At 64.2% G+C, this 14,878-nt stretch carries 18 protein-coding genes and 1 tRNA gene; 10 read left to right on the top strand and 9 right to left on the bottom strand.

Features of this window, described 5'->3' with window-relative positions; all coding sequences use genetic code 11:
- Positions 1 to 29 precede the first annotated feature (29 nt).
- The 3 genes from wecB to ACP7BL_RS09470 are packed head-to-tail and all read left to right on the top strand — an operon-like array spanning position 30 to position 3,471.
- The gene (gene wecB, locus ACP7BL_RS09480) at positions 30 to 1,160 is read left to right on the top strand and encodes a non-hydrolyzing UDP-N-acetylglucosamine 2-epimerase (protein WP_426258187.1); all 1,131 of its coding nucleotides are present in this window, start codon (positions 30 to 32) and stop codon (positions 1,158 to 1,160) included.
- A complete protein-coding gene (wecC, locus tag ACP7BL_RS09475; protein ID WP_426258186.1) occupies positions 1,144 to 2,442 on the top strand; it encodes a UDP-N-acetyl-D-mannosamine dehydrogenase in 1,299 nt (432 codons plus the stop codon). Before wecB ends, wecC begins: the two co-directional genes overlap by 17 nt.
- Positions 2,443 to 2,460: 18 nt before the next feature.
- Positions 2,461 to 3,471, top strand: coding sequence for an NAD-dependent epimerase/dehydratase family protein (locus ACP7BL_RS09470; RefSeq protein WP_137902507.1), 1,011 nt, complete (start codon positions 2,461 to 2,463; stop codon positions 3,469 to 3,471).
- A gap of 29 nt (positions 3,472 to 3,500) precedes the next feature.
- Here the strand turns inward: ACP7BL_RS09470 and galU are convergent, their stop codons facing one another.
- The 4 genes from galU to rpsU form a co-directional block, all read right to left on the bottom strand.
- Positions 3,501 to 4,370, bottom strand: coding sequence for a UTP--glucose-1-phosphate uridylyltransferase GalU (galU, locus tag ACP7BL_RS09465; RefSeq protein ID WP_126847574.1), 870 nt, complete (start codon positions 4,368 to 4,370; stop codon positions 3,501 to 3,503).
- Between the two features lie 106 nt (positions 4,371 to 4,476).
- On the bottom strand, positions 4,477 to 5,031 hold the full coding sequence (locus tag ACP7BL_RS09460; RefSeq protein ID WP_126847575.1) for an FKBP-type peptidyl-prolyl cis-trans isomerase: 555 nt from the start codon (positions 5,029 to 5,031) through the stop codon (positions 4,477 to 4,479).
- 1 nt (position 5,032) lies between these two features.
- Positions 5,033 to 5,614, bottom strand: a complete 582-nt coding sequence (locus tag ACP7BL_RS09455) for an FKBP-type peptidyl-prolyl cis-trans isomerase (protein ID WP_033964151.1) — start codon at positions 5,612 to 5,614, stop codon at positions 5,033 to 5,035.
- Between the two features lie 83 nt (positions 5,615 to 5,697).
- A complete protein-coding gene (rpsU, locus tag ACP7BL_RS09450; RefSeq protein ID WP_010162663.1) occupies positions 5,698 to 5,904 on the bottom strand; it encodes a 30S ribosomal protein S21 in 207 nt (68 codons plus the stop codon).
- Positions 5,905 to 6,057: 153 nt separating this feature from the next.
- On the opposite strand from rpsU, the gene cysS reads away from it, so the two are divergent.
- From cysS to ACP7BL_RS09425, 5 genes are all read left to right on the top strand, one after another.
- Positions 6,058 to 7,485, top strand: coding sequence for a cysteine--tRNA ligase (gene cysS / locus ACP7BL_RS09445; RefSeq protein WP_426258185.1), 1,428 nt, complete (start codon positions 6,058 to 6,060; stop codon positions 7,483 to 7,485).
- 68 nt (positions 7,486 to 7,553) lie between these two features.
- Entirely contained in the window at positions 7,554 to 8,000 is a 447-nt protein-coding gene (locus tag ACP7BL_RS09440; protein WP_426258184.1) for a TM2 domain-containing protein, read from the top strand.
- Positions 8,001 to 8,022: 22 nt separating this feature from the next.
- Complete coding sequence (locus tag ACP7BL_RS09435; protein WP_426258183.1) at positions 8,023 to 8,958, top strand: D-2-hydroxyacid dehydrogenase; 936 nt, start codon at positions 8,023 to 8,025, stop codon at positions 8,956 to 8,958.
- A 168-nt stretch (positions 8,959 to 9,126) separates the two neighbouring features.
- A complete protein-coding gene (locus ACP7BL_RS09430; protein WP_426258244.1) occupies positions 9,127 to 9,429 on the top strand; it encodes an energy transducer TonB in 303 nt (100 codons plus the stop codon).
- A gap of 417 nt (positions 9,430 to 9,846) precedes the next feature.
- Entirely contained in the window at positions 9,847 to 11,433 is a 1,587-nt protein-coding gene (locus ACP7BL_RS09425) for a class II 3-deoxy-7-phosphoheptulonate synthase (RefSeq protein ID WP_426258182.1), read from the top strand.
- Positions 11,434 to 11,457: 24 nt separating this feature from the next.
- Here the strand turns inward: ACP7BL_RS09425 and ACP7BL_RS09420 are convergent, their stop codons facing one another.
- Complete coding sequence (locus ACP7BL_RS09420; protein WP_010407531.1) at positions 11,458 to 11,604, bottom strand: lmo0937 family membrane protein; 147 nt, start codon at positions 11,602 to 11,604, stop codon at positions 11,458 to 11,460.
- A gap of 141 nt (positions 11,605 to 11,745) precedes the next feature.
- Between ACP7BL_RS09420 and ACP7BL_RS09415 the strand changes: the two genes are divergently transcribed.
- Positions 11,746 to 11,820, top strand: a tRNA-Glu gene (locus tag ACP7BL_RS09415).
- A gap of 50 nt (positions 11,821 to 11,870) precedes the next feature.
- Here the strand turns inward: ACP7BL_RS09415 and ACP7BL_RS09410 are convergent.
- Positions 11,871 to 12,128, bottom strand: coding sequence for a hypothetical protein (locus tag ACP7BL_RS09410; RefSeq protein WP_341204359.1), 258 nt, complete (start codon positions 12,126 to 12,128; stop codon positions 11,871 to 11,873).
- A 203-nt stretch (positions 12,129 to 12,331) separates the two neighbouring features.
- On the opposite strand from ACP7BL_RS09410, the gene ACP7BL_RS09405 reads away from it, so the two are divergent.
- On the top strand, positions 12,332 to 12,784 hold the full coding sequence (locus ACP7BL_RS09405) for a MaoC family dehydratase (protein WP_426258181.1): 453 nt from the start codon (positions 12,332 to 12,334) through the stop codon (positions 12,782 to 12,784).
- On the opposite strand, the gene ACP7BL_RS09400 is transcribed toward ACP7BL_RS09405, so the two are convergent.
- Genes ACP7BL_RS09400 through ACP7BL_RS09390 form a run of 3 tightly spaced genes read right to left on the bottom strand, consistent with a single transcriptional unit; the run spans position 12,781 to position 14,842 of the window.
- Entirely contained in the window at positions 12,781 to 13,134 is a 354-nt protein-coding gene (locus ACP7BL_RS09400) for a HesB/IscA family protein (protein ID WP_426258180.1), read from the bottom strand. The genes ACP7BL_RS09405 and ACP7BL_RS09400 overlap by 4 nt on opposite strands.
- A gap of 44 nt (positions 13,135 to 13,178) precedes the next feature.
- The gene (locus ACP7BL_RS09395) at positions 13,179 to 13,649 is read right to left on the bottom strand and encodes an SUF system Fe-S cluster assembly protein (protein WP_209609918.1); all 471 of its coding nucleotides are present in this window, start codon (positions 13,647 to 13,649) and stop codon (positions 13,179 to 13,181) included.
- Complete coding sequence (locus ACP7BL_RS09390; RefSeq protein WP_033962997.1) at positions 13,646 to 14,842, bottom strand: cysteine desulfurase; 1,197 nt, start codon at positions 14,840 to 14,842, stop codon at positions 13,646 to 13,648. The genes ACP7BL_RS09395 and ACP7BL_RS09390 overlap by 4 nt, the downstream gene beginning before the upstream one ends.
- Positions 14,843 to 14,878 lie beyond the last annotated feature (36 nt).

Genomic DNA, 14,878 nt, shown 5'->3' with positions numbered 1-14,878 from the left:
TTTAAGGGAGCGCACGCTATGCGCCTGCCATGACCTCTCCGCGCATCCTCGTCATCTTCGGCACCCGGCCCGAAGCGATCAAACTCTTTCCCGTGGTTGCTGCGCTCAAGACGCAGGGCGGCCTCGACGTGCGCACCTGCGTGACCGCACAACATCGCGGGCTGCTCGACCAGGTGCTCAGCATCGCCGGTCTGCGCCCCGATATCGATCTCGACCTGATGGAACCGGGCCAGACGCTCGACCGCCTGACCGCGCGGCTGCTGACCGGGCTTGGCGACGTGATGGATGCCGAAAAGCCCGACCGGGTGATCGTACAAGGCGACACCGCCACCGCGATGGTCGGCGCGCTAGCGGCCTATTATCGCAAGGTGCCGGTCAGCCATGTCGAGGCGGGCTTGCGCTCGGGCGACATCTACCAGCCTTGGCCGGAGGAAGTGAACCGCCGCATCGTCGCGCCGATCGCCGATCAGCATTTCGCGCCGACCGAGACCGCCGCCGACGCGCTGCGCCGCGAAAATATCGCCCCCGCGACGATCCACGTTACCGGCAACACCGTGATCGACGCGCTGTATGCGACGCGCGCCAAGCTGGTCGCGGACCCGACGCTCGCGAGCGGGCTCGACGCGATTGCCGAGCGTTTCGCGGGCAAGCGCATCATCCTGGTCACCACGCACCGGCGCGAGAATTTCGGCGGGGGCATGGACAATATCGCGCACGCGCTCGCCCGCATCGCCGCGCGCGATGACGTGGCAATCCTGTTTCCGATGCACCCCAACCCCAATGTGGTGGAGGCGATGAACCGCGTGCTCGGCGACCGGCCCAACATCGCGCGGATCGATCCGCTCGATTACCCGCATTTCATCCGCGCGCTGGAGCTGTGCGACATCGCGCTGACCGATTCGGGCGGCGTGCAGGAAGAAGCGCCCGCACTCGCGAAGCCCGTGCTGGTGATGCGCGAGACGACCGAACGCCCCGAAGGCGTGGCGGCGGGCACGGCCAAGCTGATTGGGACCGATCCCGAACGGATCGTTTCCGAAATATCAACCCTCCTCGACGACAAGGGCGCGTACCAGTCCATGGCACGCGCCCACAATCCGTTCGGCGACGGCCATGCGTCCGGCAGGATCGCAAAGGTAATCGCCGATGGTTTCGGATGCTGAACTGAAGGTTGTCGTCGTCGGGCTGGGTTATATCGGCCTGCCAACCGCCGCCGTAATCGCGCGCACGGGTGCCAAGGTGCTGGGTATCGACGTGTCCGAACATGTCGTCGAGACGGTCAATTCGGGCAAGATCCATATCGAGGAAGTCGATCTCGACGGCCTCGTCTCGGGCGTGGTCGCGCGCGGCACCTTGCGCGCGGCGACGCAGATCGAACCCGCCGACGTGTTCGTTATCGCGGTGCCGACGCCCTTTGCCGACGATCACGCGCCCAATATCGGCTATGTCCTGCGCGCCGCCACCACCATTGCTGCGGTGTTGAAGGCGGGCGATGTCATCATCCTCGAATCGACCTCGCCCGTGGGCACGACCGAGAAGGTGCGCGACCTGCTCGCGCAGTTGCGCCCCGACCTGAAGGTGCCCGGCAAGACCGGCGAGAGCGCCGACATCGCCATCGCCTATTGCCCCGAGCGCGTTCTCCCTGGGCGCATCCTCGTCGAGCTGATCGACAATGACCGCGTGATTGGCGGCATCACGCCGCGATGTGCGCGCAAAGCGCTGCAATTCTATCGCCGCTTCGTGCGCGGCGCGTGCGTCACCACCACCGCGCGCGCGGCGGAGATGACCAAGCTGACCGAAAACGCGTTCCGCGACGTCAACATCGCCTTCGCCAACGAACTGAGCCGCGTCGCCGATACGATGGAAGTCGATGTGTGGGAGGTGATTCGCCTCGCCAACCGCCATCCGCGCGTCAACATCCTGTCGCCCGGCCCCGGCGTCGGCGGGCATTGCATCGCGGTCGACCCGTGGTTCCTGGTCCATGCCGATCGCGACAACACCCCGCTGATCCGCACCGCGCGCGAAGTAAACGACGCCAAGATCGACTATGTCGTGGAACGCGCCGAGGCGATGGTGGCGGCGCATCCCGGCGTGCGGGTCGCCTGCCTGGGCCTCGCCTTCAAGGCCAATATCGACGATTTCCGCGAAAGCCCCGCGCTGAAAGTCGCGACGGCACTCGCGCAGCGCTTCGGCGATCGGCTCGATGTGGTCGAACCTTATACCCGCGCCCTGCCCGCTGCTTTCGACGGCACTGGCGCGACGCTGACCGACATCGACACCGCGATCGAGACGTGCGGCATCATGATCGTGCTGGTCGACCATGACGTGTTCAAATCGGTGCCGGTCGATGAACGCGCCGACAAGATCGTCTATGACACGCGCGGTATCTGGCCCGATCAGCCCCGCGCGCCCGTCCGCACGGAAGCGTTGCGCCTCGCCAGCTAAGGCCTGATAGGGAACGCCATGTCGACCGACCCCATCCTCGTCACCGGTGTCGCCGGGTTCATTGGCATGCACGTCGCGCGCGCGCTGCTGGCGCGCGGCGAGCACGTCATCGGCATCGATAATTTCAACGATTATTATCCCGTCAGCCTGAAGGAAGCGCGCGTCGCGGCGATCGCGGCGGAGGCCGAGGGGCGCTTCACGCTACACCGCGTCGATTTCGCCGATCATGCCGCGCTCGATGCAGCGCTCGGGTCCGCACGATTCACCCGCATTGTCCATCTCGGCGCGCAGGCCGGGGTGCGCTATTCGATCGACAATCCGCGCGTCTATATCCATTCGAACATCGCCGGGCACCTCAACCTGCTCGAACTCGGGCGGCAGCGCGGCGTGGCGCATCTCGTTTATGCGTCGTCCTCGTCCATCTATGGCGGCGATGCGAGCGTACCCTTCAAGGTCGACGACCGCGCCGACCGCCCCTTGTCGCTCTACGCCGCGACCAAGCGCGCCGACGAGTTGATGAGCGAAACCTACGCGCATCTCTATCGCCTGCCGCAAACGGGGTTACGCTTCTTCACCGTCTATGGGCCGTGGGGGCGGCCCGACATGGCGATGTGGCTGTTCACCAGCGCGATCCTCGAAGGTCGCCCGATCCAGGTGTTCAATCACGGCGATATGCGGCGCGATTTCACCTATATCGACGATATCGTTGCCGGGATCGTCGCCTGCCTCGACCATCCGCCTGCCGATGACGGCAGCATCAAGGCCGGCGGCAGCCCGGCCCCGCACCGGCTCTACAATATCGGCAACCACCGCTCGGAACGGCTCGACCGGCTGATCGACCTGATCGAGGCGGCGTGCGGCAAGCCCGCCATCCGCATCAACGCGCCGATGCAGCCGGGCGACATGCCCGATACCTTCGCCGACATCAGCGCGATCCAGCACGACCTCGGCTTCGCACCGACCACCTCGATCGATGTCGGCGTGCCCCGTTTCGTGGATTGGTATCGCGGCTATATCGAGCGCTGCTGAGCGCCCGATCAGCCCCGACCGCTCGAGCCTTATTTCAGCAGGTCGACCGCAAAAGCACGGACGGCTTCGCCAATATCCGCGCGCCCGACGGCCACCGCCAGATTGGCGGTTACGTACCCAGCCTTATCGCCGCAATCATAGCGTTTGCCGTCGAAGGTGAGCCCATGGAAGGGTTGATTGCCAATCATCCGCGCCATTGCATCGGTCAGCTGGATTTCGCCACCCGCGCCCTTGCCCTGGGTTTCGAGCACCCGCATCACCTCGGGCTGGAGGATGTAGCGGCCGATCACCGACAGGTTGGAGGGTGCGGTGCCCTTGGCGGGCTTTTCGACCAGCCCTTTGACTTCGGTCAGGGCACCGTCGCGCACGCCTGGCGTGATCACGCCATACATATGCGTCTGATCCTCCGGCACTTCCTGCGCGCAGATAATGTTGCCGCCGACCTGCATATAGGCGTCGACCATTTGCTTCAGGCAACCGGGCTTGCCCACCATGAAATCGTCGGCGAGCAAAACCGCAAAGGGTTCATCCCCCACGATATCGCGCGCGCACCAGACCGCGTGGCCGAGACCCATTGGTTCCTGCTGGCGAACATAGGCGACCGCGCCCGGCGTCAACCGCGTCTGCGACAGCAGTTCCATGGATTTACCCCGCGCCGCCATGGTCGCTTCGAGCTCATAGGCGATGTCGAAATGGTCCTCGATCGCCGATTTTCCGCGCCCGGTGACGAAGATCATCTGCTCGATACCGGCTTCCAGAGCCTCGTCGACCGCATATTGGATCAACGGGCGATCGACGACCGGCAGCATCTCCTTGGGCATCGCCTTCGTCGCAGGCAAGAAGCGAGTACCAAGGCCGCCGACAGGAAAAACGGCTTTGCGCAACAGGCGAACGGTCATTTTTTCTCCGAGAGGAAACATGTTAGCGAAACATGAGTTCGTTACGCTTAAATAGCGAGCGGGTCGATCAGTCCATCCGTCGAATGCGACGGACTGCCAACCAATCTCACTGGCCCGACGGAGCGGCCTTAGGATCGGCAGGCTGTTGCTGGCGCAACTGGTCAAAAGCGGCCTGCGAAATAAAATCGATCAAATCGATGTCGAACACCAGCACCGACTTTGGCGGGATCGGCCCGGAACCGGCCTCGCCATAGCCCAGACTTGGCTTGATCCACACCCGATACTGCGCGCCGCGCGGCATCGCCTTCAACGCTTCGGCGAAACCCGGCACGAGCCCCGCGACGGGCAAGGGCGTGGGTTGGGCGCTTTTGTCGAAGGTCGTGCCATTCGTCAATTTGCCGACATAGTTGACCAGCGCGACGTCTCCGTCGCCCGGCTTTTCCGTCCCGGTTCCGGGTTTCACCACCCGATATTGCAAGCCTGACGGAGTCTGGATGACCCCGCGCACGCGCGCGTTCGCAGCGAGGAAAGCATCGGCCGTAACCGGGACTGCGGCGACTGGCTGGGCGCGACGCGGGAGCGGCTTTTTGACCCGCGCTTGCGCAATCCCACTGGTCAGGAGCAGCGCCGCCAGCCCGGCGGCAAATGCGATCGCGCGCATATCAGCGGCCCGTCGGCGGTCCACCGGCACCCGGGGGCATCATGCCCTGCTGCTGCTGCATCATCTGCTGCTGCATTTGCTTGTACTTCAGGATCGGCATCGAATCGAGCAACTCGACATCGAACACCAGCGCAGCGTTGGGCGGGATCGGGCCGCCCGGCGGCACATGCTCGCCATAGCCAAGGCTCGGCTTGAGCCACAGGCGATATTTGCCGCCCTTGTTCATCAGCTTCAGCGCTTCGCTGAACCCGGGCACGACCCCACCAACCTCGAGCGGGGTCGGCTGCTGCGACTTGTCGAAGACGGTGCCATCCAGCAGGCGTCCCTCATAGGTGATGAGGACTTCGTCCGCGTCGGTCGGGTTTGGCCCGGTGCCCGGCGTCAGCACCTGATATTGCAGGCCCGACGGTGTCGTCACCACGCCCTTCGTCCGCGCGTTGTGCGCGAGGAAGGCCGTAGCGGGATTGACCTGAGTCTGGAACGCCAGTGCAACCGCCGCGACCAGCGCGACGGCGATGCCAAGCCACAGATACACCAAAATGCTCCGCTTCACGGGCTTTAGCGGGACAGCGGTGATCGACATGGTGGCTCCCGGGCAGGGGGTCGAGAAAGATAGGCAGGCGAAATCAGGTCGTGGCGGGCATCAGCGCCCGCCCGATCACGATCTTACCGTGCGCCGTCGCGTTCCATACGCTTGCGCTCGAGCTTGCGCGCGCGGCGTACGGCAGCGGCGCGCTCACGGGCGCGCTTCTCGCTCGGCTTCTCGTAGTGACGGCGCAGCTTCATCTCGCGATAGACGCCCTCACGCTGCAGCTTCTTCTTGAGCGCGCGCAGCGCCTGGTCGACATTGTTGTCGCGTACGATGATTTGCATAAACCCGAACAGCTCCGAATCGATAGAAAAGCGCCGCCGCGAACATGAGGTCCGCGTCGCAAGGCGTGCGCCCTACACGGCGATGCCCGAAGTTTCAAGGCATACCGCACCTTTTACGTGACTTTGGGCCGGAGCGGTCTGTAAGCGGGCGCAATGAGCAGCACGCCCCTCACCTTCTACAACAGCCTCACGCGCTCGCTGGAGCCGTTCGTCCCGATCGATCCGCGCCTGGTGCGAATCTACACCTGCGGGCCGACGGTGTATAACTATCAGCATATCGGCAACATGCGCGCCTTCCTGTTTGCCGATACGCTGGGGCGCGTGCTGCGCTGGAAGGGTTTCCAGACCAAGCATGTCATCAACATCACCGATGTCGGGCATTTGACCTCCGACGCCGATGCCGGTGACGACAAGATGGAAAAGGCCGCCGCCGCGCAGGCCAAGTCGATCTGGGAAATCGCCGCGCATTATACTGCGGCGTTCAAGGAAGATGTCGCGCGGCTCAATATCGATCCGCCCGCCGAATGGACCGTCGCCACCGACCACATCCCGCAAATGATCGAGTTCGCCAGGCGAATCGAGCAGGACTGCTATCTCATCGACGGCGGGCTCTATTTCGACACCACGCGCGTGCCCGATTATGGCAGCCTGGCGCGCGCGGTGTCCGATGCGGGGGAAAGCCGGATCGATCCGGTCTCGGGCAAGCGCCATCCGCAGGATTTTGCGATCTGGCGGCGGTCGCCCCCCGGCGAGCAGCGCCAGATGGAATGGGATTCGCCGTGGGGCAAGGGCGCGCCCGGCTGGCATCTGGAATGCTCGGTGATGAGCCTGCAGCATCTTGGCCACCCGTTCGACATCCACACCGGCGGGATCGACCACCGCGAGATCCATCATCCCAATGAGATCGCGCAGAACCAGGCGTTCTGCGCGTGCGACGACACCGGCGCGCGAGTGTGGATGCACAACAACTTCCTGGTGGACCGCGGCGGCAAGATGTCCAAGTCTACGGGTCAGTTCCTGCGCTTGCAGACGCTGGTCGATGCGGGCTTCCATCCGCTCGCCTACCGCATGATGTGCCTGCAGGCGCACTATCGCAGCGAGTTGGAATTTACGTGGGAGAACCTTGCCGCCGCCTTCACGCGGCTGAAGCGACTGGTGATCGCACGCGATGCCTTGCGCGCGCGCGATGACGGCACGCTGAAGGGCGATTCCGAACCCTATCTGGCGCGGCTGGAGGAAGCGGTCGGCGATGATCTGGGTACCCCGCGCGCGCTGCCGGTGCTGGACGAGTTGCTGGCGGACAAGCGCCTGTCGCCCGCGACACGGTTGCAGGCGCTCGACGATTTCGACGCGGTGCTCGGCCTTAACCTCGCCACGCTGACCCGCACCGAATTGCGCGTGCGCCCGATGACCGCGATCGTGACCGAGGCGGACATCGATGCCCAACTCGCCGCTCGAAAAGAAGCGCGTGCGGCAAAGAACTTCGCCCGATCAGATGAGATTCGCGATACACTGGCGGCGGTCGGTGTCGAGGTGATGGATGGTGATGCGCTCGCGTGGGACTGGAAATTGGCGCTCTGAACACCCCCCCTTTTCTTCCGTCCAGCCCGCGTTAAACTTTCCCCTGCATCAACCGGGGGGGATAGATCATGCAGGGGCGCGTATTGGGTTTCGACACCCATTTGGGCGAGGGGATGATTTCGTCGGAGGATGGCCAGCGCTATCCCTTCCGGGCCGAGGAGTGGCGTCAACGCGTACCGCCGCACCCCGGGCAACGCGTCGATTTCGAAGCGGCGCAGGATCATGCCAAGGCCATCTACGTCATCGGCGGCGGCAGCACGATGGTGGCCGACAAGAACCGCATCGTCGCCGCGCTGCTCGCCTTTTTCCTTGGCAGCCTCGGCATTCACAAATTCTATCTGGGCAAGACCACCGCGGGCGTCATCATGCTGCTGTGCGGCACGATCGGCTGGTTCCTGATTTTGCCCGGCGTCATTAACGCGCTGGTCGCCTTTGTCGAATTCATCATTTACCTCATCACCCCGGATGAAGCGTTCCAGCACAAATATGTCGAGGGCGACGCATCCTGGTTCTGAGTGCACCTGAGAGGAAAATTTCATGAAGGCCGTTCTCCCCGCCCTAGCGCGCGCGTTGCTGGAGCCGCGTCTACCAGCGGGGCTGGACGTTACCTGGGTGACGACGCGCGAGGAAGCGACGAGCGCGATGGCCGACGCCGATATCGGCTGGGTCGACCTCTATCCGCACGGGCTGACCCCGGAAGCGGTGGCGGCGGGGACATCACTCAAATGGCTGTTCACCGCGATCGCCGGGGTCGAGTCGCTCGATTTGCCGACACTCGCCGCGCGCGGGACGGTGGTGACCAATGGCGCGGGCATCAATGCCATCGCGGTTGCCGAATATGCCGTGCTCGGCATCCTTGCCGCCGCCAAGCGCTTCGACAGGGTAGTGCGCAGCGCCGACCGCCACGAATGGCCCGATTATGCGCCGGGCCGCCTCGAACTGTTCGACACAGCCGCGCTGATCGTCGGCTATGGCGCGATCGGGCGCTTGATCGGCGAACGGCTGGCCGCCTTCGGGGTCGCGGTGACGGGGGTAACCCGCTCGGGCCAGGGCGACACGCTGACGCCCGATGCGTGGAAAGCGCGGCTCGGCGATTTCGACTGGGTGGTGCTCGCCGCCCCCTCGACCGACGCGACCAAGACGCTGATCGGCGCGGACGAGCTCGCCGCGATGAAGCCCGACGCCTGGCTCATCAACATGGCGCGCGGCGACATGGTCGATCAGGACGCATTGCTCGAAGCGCTTACCAAAAAGACGATCGCCGGGGCCTTCCTCGATACCGTCACGCCCGAGCCGCTGCCCGCCGACCATCCCTTATGGTCCGCGCCCAACACGCTCCACAGCATGCACCTGTCGGGCCGCAGCCAGACCAAAATGTTCCAGCGCGCCGCCGCCTTGTTCCTGCGCAACCTCGATGCATTTCTGGCGGGCAAGCCGATGGAGAATGTGGTGGATTTGGGGGCGGGGTATTAGGGCGAGGGCTATCCTTCGCGGCAGGCAGAAATCGCCCACAAGTAAACATTGATTGACCTGTGTGGAACGAAGCGACAGCCTGCCTATCGGACTTGCGGCCGGAGGAGTTAGGTGTTGAGGTTGACAGTTTCTGCGATTGTGGCGGGCTTCACATGTGCATCACCAGCGATGTGTCAAAGCACAGCCCATCCTCCTACGCCGCGCGATATGGGCTCGTGGATCAAAGGAGACCATTATCCGACGGCCGCTTTTGTTGCGCGCGCCGAGGGGCGGACAGCTATCGTCCTAACTGTGCAGCCAAACGGCCGACCTTCGGATTGCAAAATAGCTGAATCAAGCGGAAACGCCGACCTCGATAAGGCGACCTGTAACTTGTTCAGGAAAGGTCGGTTTAATCCTGCTATCGATGATACAGGGACAAAGGTTGTCGGCGAATGGAAGAGCTCAATGCGTTGGAAACTTCCAGGCTAAACGTTCGCGACCTGCTATGTCCTGACAAAGCGGCCTGCCCGTTGCCGCCCAATAGCCGACGTCCGATGACCCCGCTATGATGCCGACGTGCTGCTCCCGCTGATCTTTCTGGCAATGCTCGGTTATGTCGCTTGGATCACGGTCCAAGGGTTTCGCACCGGCACGATGGAGGCAATCTCCAAAGGTCTGTCGCTCAGCGCTGAGCGACAGACGCAGCCAATTGGGTTTTGGTCCGCAGCTATTTGGAACCTTGCTTTGGTCGGCCTTTGTTTATGGGGCGCTATCGGCTCTGCCATGCATCCGTAACGGCAGCTAACCACCAGCCCCAATCGTCCCACTTCACCTCAAAACCCAGTTTACCCCATCGGGGAAAATTCCCACTTGCTGCACTTACCCCAATTGGGTAATGCGCCGCCCATGACGACGATGGCCGGCCTCAAGATCAAGCAATTCCGCGAGGAGCGCGCGCTCAGCCGGGCGGCGTTCGGCGCTTGGTATGGCGCGCCCGGCTCCACCGTCCAGGGCTGGGAAGAAGATGGCAAGCGCGCCAGCGGCCCGGTCGTCAATCAGATCGCGGCCAATGGCATCGCCACCCATGCCGATTGGTACATTTCGATTCGCACGGAGAATGACATGAGCAGTTGGGCCCCCGATAGCTGGACGCGCGCCGACGCGCGCCAGATGCCCACCTATCCCGATGCGGCGGCGCTCGATGCGGCAACCGACACGCTCGCCAGCTTCCCGCCCTTGGTGTTCGCGGGCGAAGCGCGCAACCTCACCGCCGATCTCGCGCGCGTCGCCGAGGGCAAGGCGTTCCTGCTGCAAGGCGGCGATTGCGCCGAGAGCTTTGCCGAACACAGCGCCAACACCATCCGCGACACCTTCCGCGTCATCCTGCAAATGGCGGTGGTGCTGACCTTCGCGTCCAAGCTGCCGACGGTGAAGCTCGGCCGCATGGCCGGGCAATTCGCCAAGCCGCGCTCGTCCGATGTCGAAGTGCAGAATGGCGTGGAATTGCCCGCTTATCGTGGCGACATCGTCAACGATATCGACTTCACGCCAGAAGGCCGCCTGCCCGACCCGCAACGCATGGTCCGCGCCTATAGCCAGTCGGCGGCGACGCTCAATCTGCTGCGCGCCTTTGCTGGTGGCGGCTATGCCAATCTCGCGCAAGTGCATCGCTGGACGCTCGATTATATGGGCCGCAGCCCCTGGGCCAAGAAATATGCCGAGACCGCCGATCGCATCGGCGAAGCGCTCGACTTCATGGCGGCGTGCGGCATCAGCCCGGAGACGGTGCCGCAACTGGCGCAAACGCGCTTCTACACCAGCCATGAGGCGCTGCTGCTGCGCTACGAACAGGCGCTGACGCGGCAGGATTCGCTGACGGGCGACTGGTATGACACTAGCGCGCATTTCCTGTGGATCGGCGATCGCACGCGCTTCGAAGGCAGCGCGCATGTCGAATATCTGCGCGGCATCGGCAATCCGATCGGCATGAAGTGCGGCCCGAGCCTGGAGCCCGACGCGCTGCTGCGCTTGCTCGACACGCTCAACCCCAACCGTGTGCCCGGCCGCATGACTCTGATCACGCGCTATGGCCATGACAAGATCGAGGCGGGCTTGCCCAAATTGGTGCGCGCGGTGCTGCGCGAAGGGCATCCGGTGGTGTGGAGCTGTGATCCGATGCACGGCAATACGGTGAAGGCAGCGACGGGCTATAAGACGCGCCCGTTCGACCGCATCCTGGCCGAAGTGCGCGGCTTCTTTGCGGTTCACCGCGCGGAAGGCTCAATCGCGGGCGGTATTCATGCCGAGATGACCGGGCAGAATGTCACCGAATGCACCGGCGGCGCGGTCGATGTGACCGAGCAATCGCTCGCCGATCGCTATCACACGCATTGCGATCCGCGGCTCAATGCGGGGCAGTCGATCGAGCTCGCTTTCCTGCTTGCGGAAATGCTGAATGTGGAAATGGCGGAACGGCGGCGCGCGGCGGCCTGAGCCGCCCCGCGCCGCGCGGATCCGTTAGAGCGCGCTGCGGCCCTGCAGCAGGCGGACGACCACCACGATCAAGGCGATCACCAACAACAAATGGATCAACCCGCCGCCAATATGAACGGCAAAACCCAGCGCCCACAGCACCAGCAAAACGACGACGATGGTCCACAGCATCGGAAATCCTCCCATTACGCCATCCCGCAGATGCGGGCGGTATCGGCTAAGGAAACGCCCACGCGCCGGGCAGGTTCCGAGCGCGCCGCACTTCGCTTGACGCAGCGAGACGGGATCGGTAAGGCCCCACCTCCGCCTTACGGCCCCTTCGTCTAGCGGTTAGGACGTCGCCCTCTCACGGCGAAAGCACGAGTTCGATTCTCGTAGGGGTCACCAGCGCAGCTCAGCTCCTCCGAAGACCGCCGCACATGATACCGACACGTCGGTCATCCCGGCGTGCGCGCCAGTTGCACCACCTCGAAAGCGTAATCGATCCACCCCCGCTGGGTGGCGGCGTCGCGGGCAGCGGTGTGCTTCTTGCGGGCTTCCGCCAGCGATTTGGCGTGCCCCCAAAATACCTCGGTCTTGCCATTGCCAAGCTGGGCAACGATCCGCCAATAATGGGTGAACGCCAGCGACGTCGGACCGATCGTCTTCACATAGCCGTCGGACAGCGTAGCCGTCAGATAGTATTTCTTGGCCATGGCCGGTGCCTCGGGAACGCGATCACGCCGCCACTTGGGCGGGGTTTATCGACAGGCCCATGACATGCGATCGACGTCCCCTCAAGCCAAGGCCGAGGGCGCGTCAGGAAAGGATGCAGAATGCGGAAGATTGAGTGCGAGGGCATCTGCCGATACAGGGTGAGGCACACCGCACGTGCTCGATCCGCGATCGGGCGTGCGGCATGAGCGGGCGCTTTTTCGACGCCTGGACGGTCGGCGACCGGATCGAGCACGCGCTTCACCGCACGGTGACCGAGACCGACAATCTGCTGATCACCACGCTCACCCACAATCCGCAGCCGCTGCATCTCGATGCGGACTATGCCGGCGCGACCGAATTCGGCCGCATCGTCGTCAACGGCATCTTCACCTTCGGGCTGATGGTCGGCCTGTCGGTTGGCGATACCACGCTCGGCACGCTGGTCGCCAATCTCGGCTATGACAAGGTGGTGATGCCCAAACCCGTGTTCGTCGGCGACACGCTGCGCGCCGAGACCGAAGTGGTCGAACTGCGCGCGAGCAAATCACGCCCCGATGCCGGGCTGGTGGTGTTCAAGCACCGCATGTTCAACCAGCGGAGCGAATTGGTGTGCGAATGCCTGCGGACGGCGTTGTTGCAGCGGACGCCCGGTTAAACGGTAAAGCTCTCGCCGCAGCCGCACGCGCCCTTGGCATTGGGGTTGTTGAACACGAAGCCTGCGGTGAAATCATCCTCGACCCAGTTCATCGTCGATCCGATCAGATAGAGGATCGATCCGCCATCGACGAACAAGGTGCCGCCGGGGGTATCGATACGTTCGTCGAACGGCTTGGCCTCGGTCACATAATCGACCGAATAGGCCAGGCCCGAACAGCCGCGCTTGGGCGTCGACAGCTTGACGCCGATCGCGCTCTCCGGCGCCTTAGCCATCAGCGCGGCGATGCGATCCTCGGCGGACGGCGTCAGGATCAGGGCGGCGGGGCGTACCCGGGTGGTGGTGGTCATCGGCTTCGTCCTTCTTCTCCCCTCCCGCCTGCGGGAGGGGAATTTTACAGCATTCCCAATTCGAGCTTGGCGTCGTCGGACATCTTGGCCGGATCCCAGGCCGGGTCCCACACCAGATTGACCTCCGACGAGCCGATGCCGGGCACCGCGCCGACGCGCATTTCGACTTCCATCGGCATCGATTCAGCAACGGGACAATGCGGCGTGGTCAGCGTCATGGTGACGACGGCATGGCCCGCCTCGGTCACATCGACGCCGTAGATGAGGCCGAGATCGTAGATGTTGACCGGGATTTCCGGGTCATAGATTTCCTTGAGGGCGGCGACCACCGCCTCGTACAGCGCGCCGCCAGGCTCGCCCGCCGCATCGCCCGCTGGCTTTTGCGCGAGAAAGCCTTCGAGATAGTCGCGCTTGCGCTCGAGCGTCTGGCCCGGCGTTTCCTCCGCCGCCTCGACCCGCGCGCGCGGCGGCTGCTCGACCGCGCTCACTTCCTCGATTTCGATCCGGTCGCTCATCCGAAAATCCTCGTTACCCGTTCAATCCCGCGCACCAGCGCGGCAACATCGTCTGCAGTGTTGTAAACGCCAAAGCTGGCGCGCGCCGTCGCATCGACGCCGAGCGTCTCCATCAGCGGTTGCGCGCAGTGATGCCCGGCGCGCACCGCGACGCCCGCTTCGTCCAAGATGGTGCCGATGTCGTGCGGATGCACCCCCTGGATGCTGAAACTGACGATTCCGGCGGAATCCTCGGGCCCGAACAGCGCCACCGAATTGATCTGCGACAGCGCCTCGCGCGTCAGCGTGACCAACGCGGTTTCATGCGCGTGGATACGGTCGAGCCCGATGCTCTCGACATAGTCGATCGCGGCATGGAGCCCGAGCACGCCGACGATATGCGGCGTGCCCGCCTCGAACCGGCCCGGCGGGGGGGCATAGGTCGTCTTGGCGAAGCTGACCTTGTCGATCATCGACCCGCCACCCTGATAAGGCGGCATCGCTTCGAGCAGATCGGGCCGCGCCCACAGCACGCCGATGCCGGTCGGGCCGTAGAGCTTGTGGCCGGAGAAGACATAGAAATCGCAATCGAGCGCGGCGACGTCGACCGCCATGCGCGGCACCGCCTGGCAACCGTCGAGCAGGAGTTTCGCCCCGACCGAATGCGCGATATCGGCGGCATGACGGGCATCGAGCACCGAGCCGAGCACGTTGGAGACATGCGCCAGCGCGACCAGCTTGTGGGCGGGCGTGATCATCGCCGCCATCGCGTCGAGGTCGATCTTGTGGTCGGGCGTCAGCGGGATGACGTCGATCGCCACGCCCAGCCGCTCGGCCACCATTTGCCACGGCACGATGTTGGAATGGTGCTCAAGCTGGCTCAGCAGGATGCGGTCGCCCGCCTGCAACTGGGTGCCCGCCCAGCATTGCGCCACGAGGTTGATCCCCTCGGTCGCGCCGCGCACGAACACGATTTCGTTTTCGGAAGCCGCGTTGAGGAAGCCGGCAACGCGCCGCCGTGCCGCCTCGAAGGCGAGCGTCATGTCGGCCGAGCGCTGGTACACGCCGCGATGCACCGTGGCATAGCTCGTGTCATAGCCGCGCGTGATCGCGTCGATCACCGCCTGCGGCTTCTGCGCGGTGGCGGCGGTGTCGAGATAGGCCCAGCCTGCGGGGATGGCGGGGAAGTCGGCGCGGTGGTCGAGGGCGGCCAAAATCCCTCTCCCATCGGGAGAGGGAGGGAGGAGCGA

It is taken from the genome of Sphingomonas sp. DC1600-2, from assembly GCF_049897605.1.
Lineage (GTDB): Bacteria > Pseudomonadota > Alphaproteobacteria > Sphingomonadales > Sphingomonadaceae > Sphingomonas.
The sequence above is the reverse complement of the archived record's forward strand: the minus strand, read 5'-3'. Positions and strand labels throughout refer to the sequence as shown.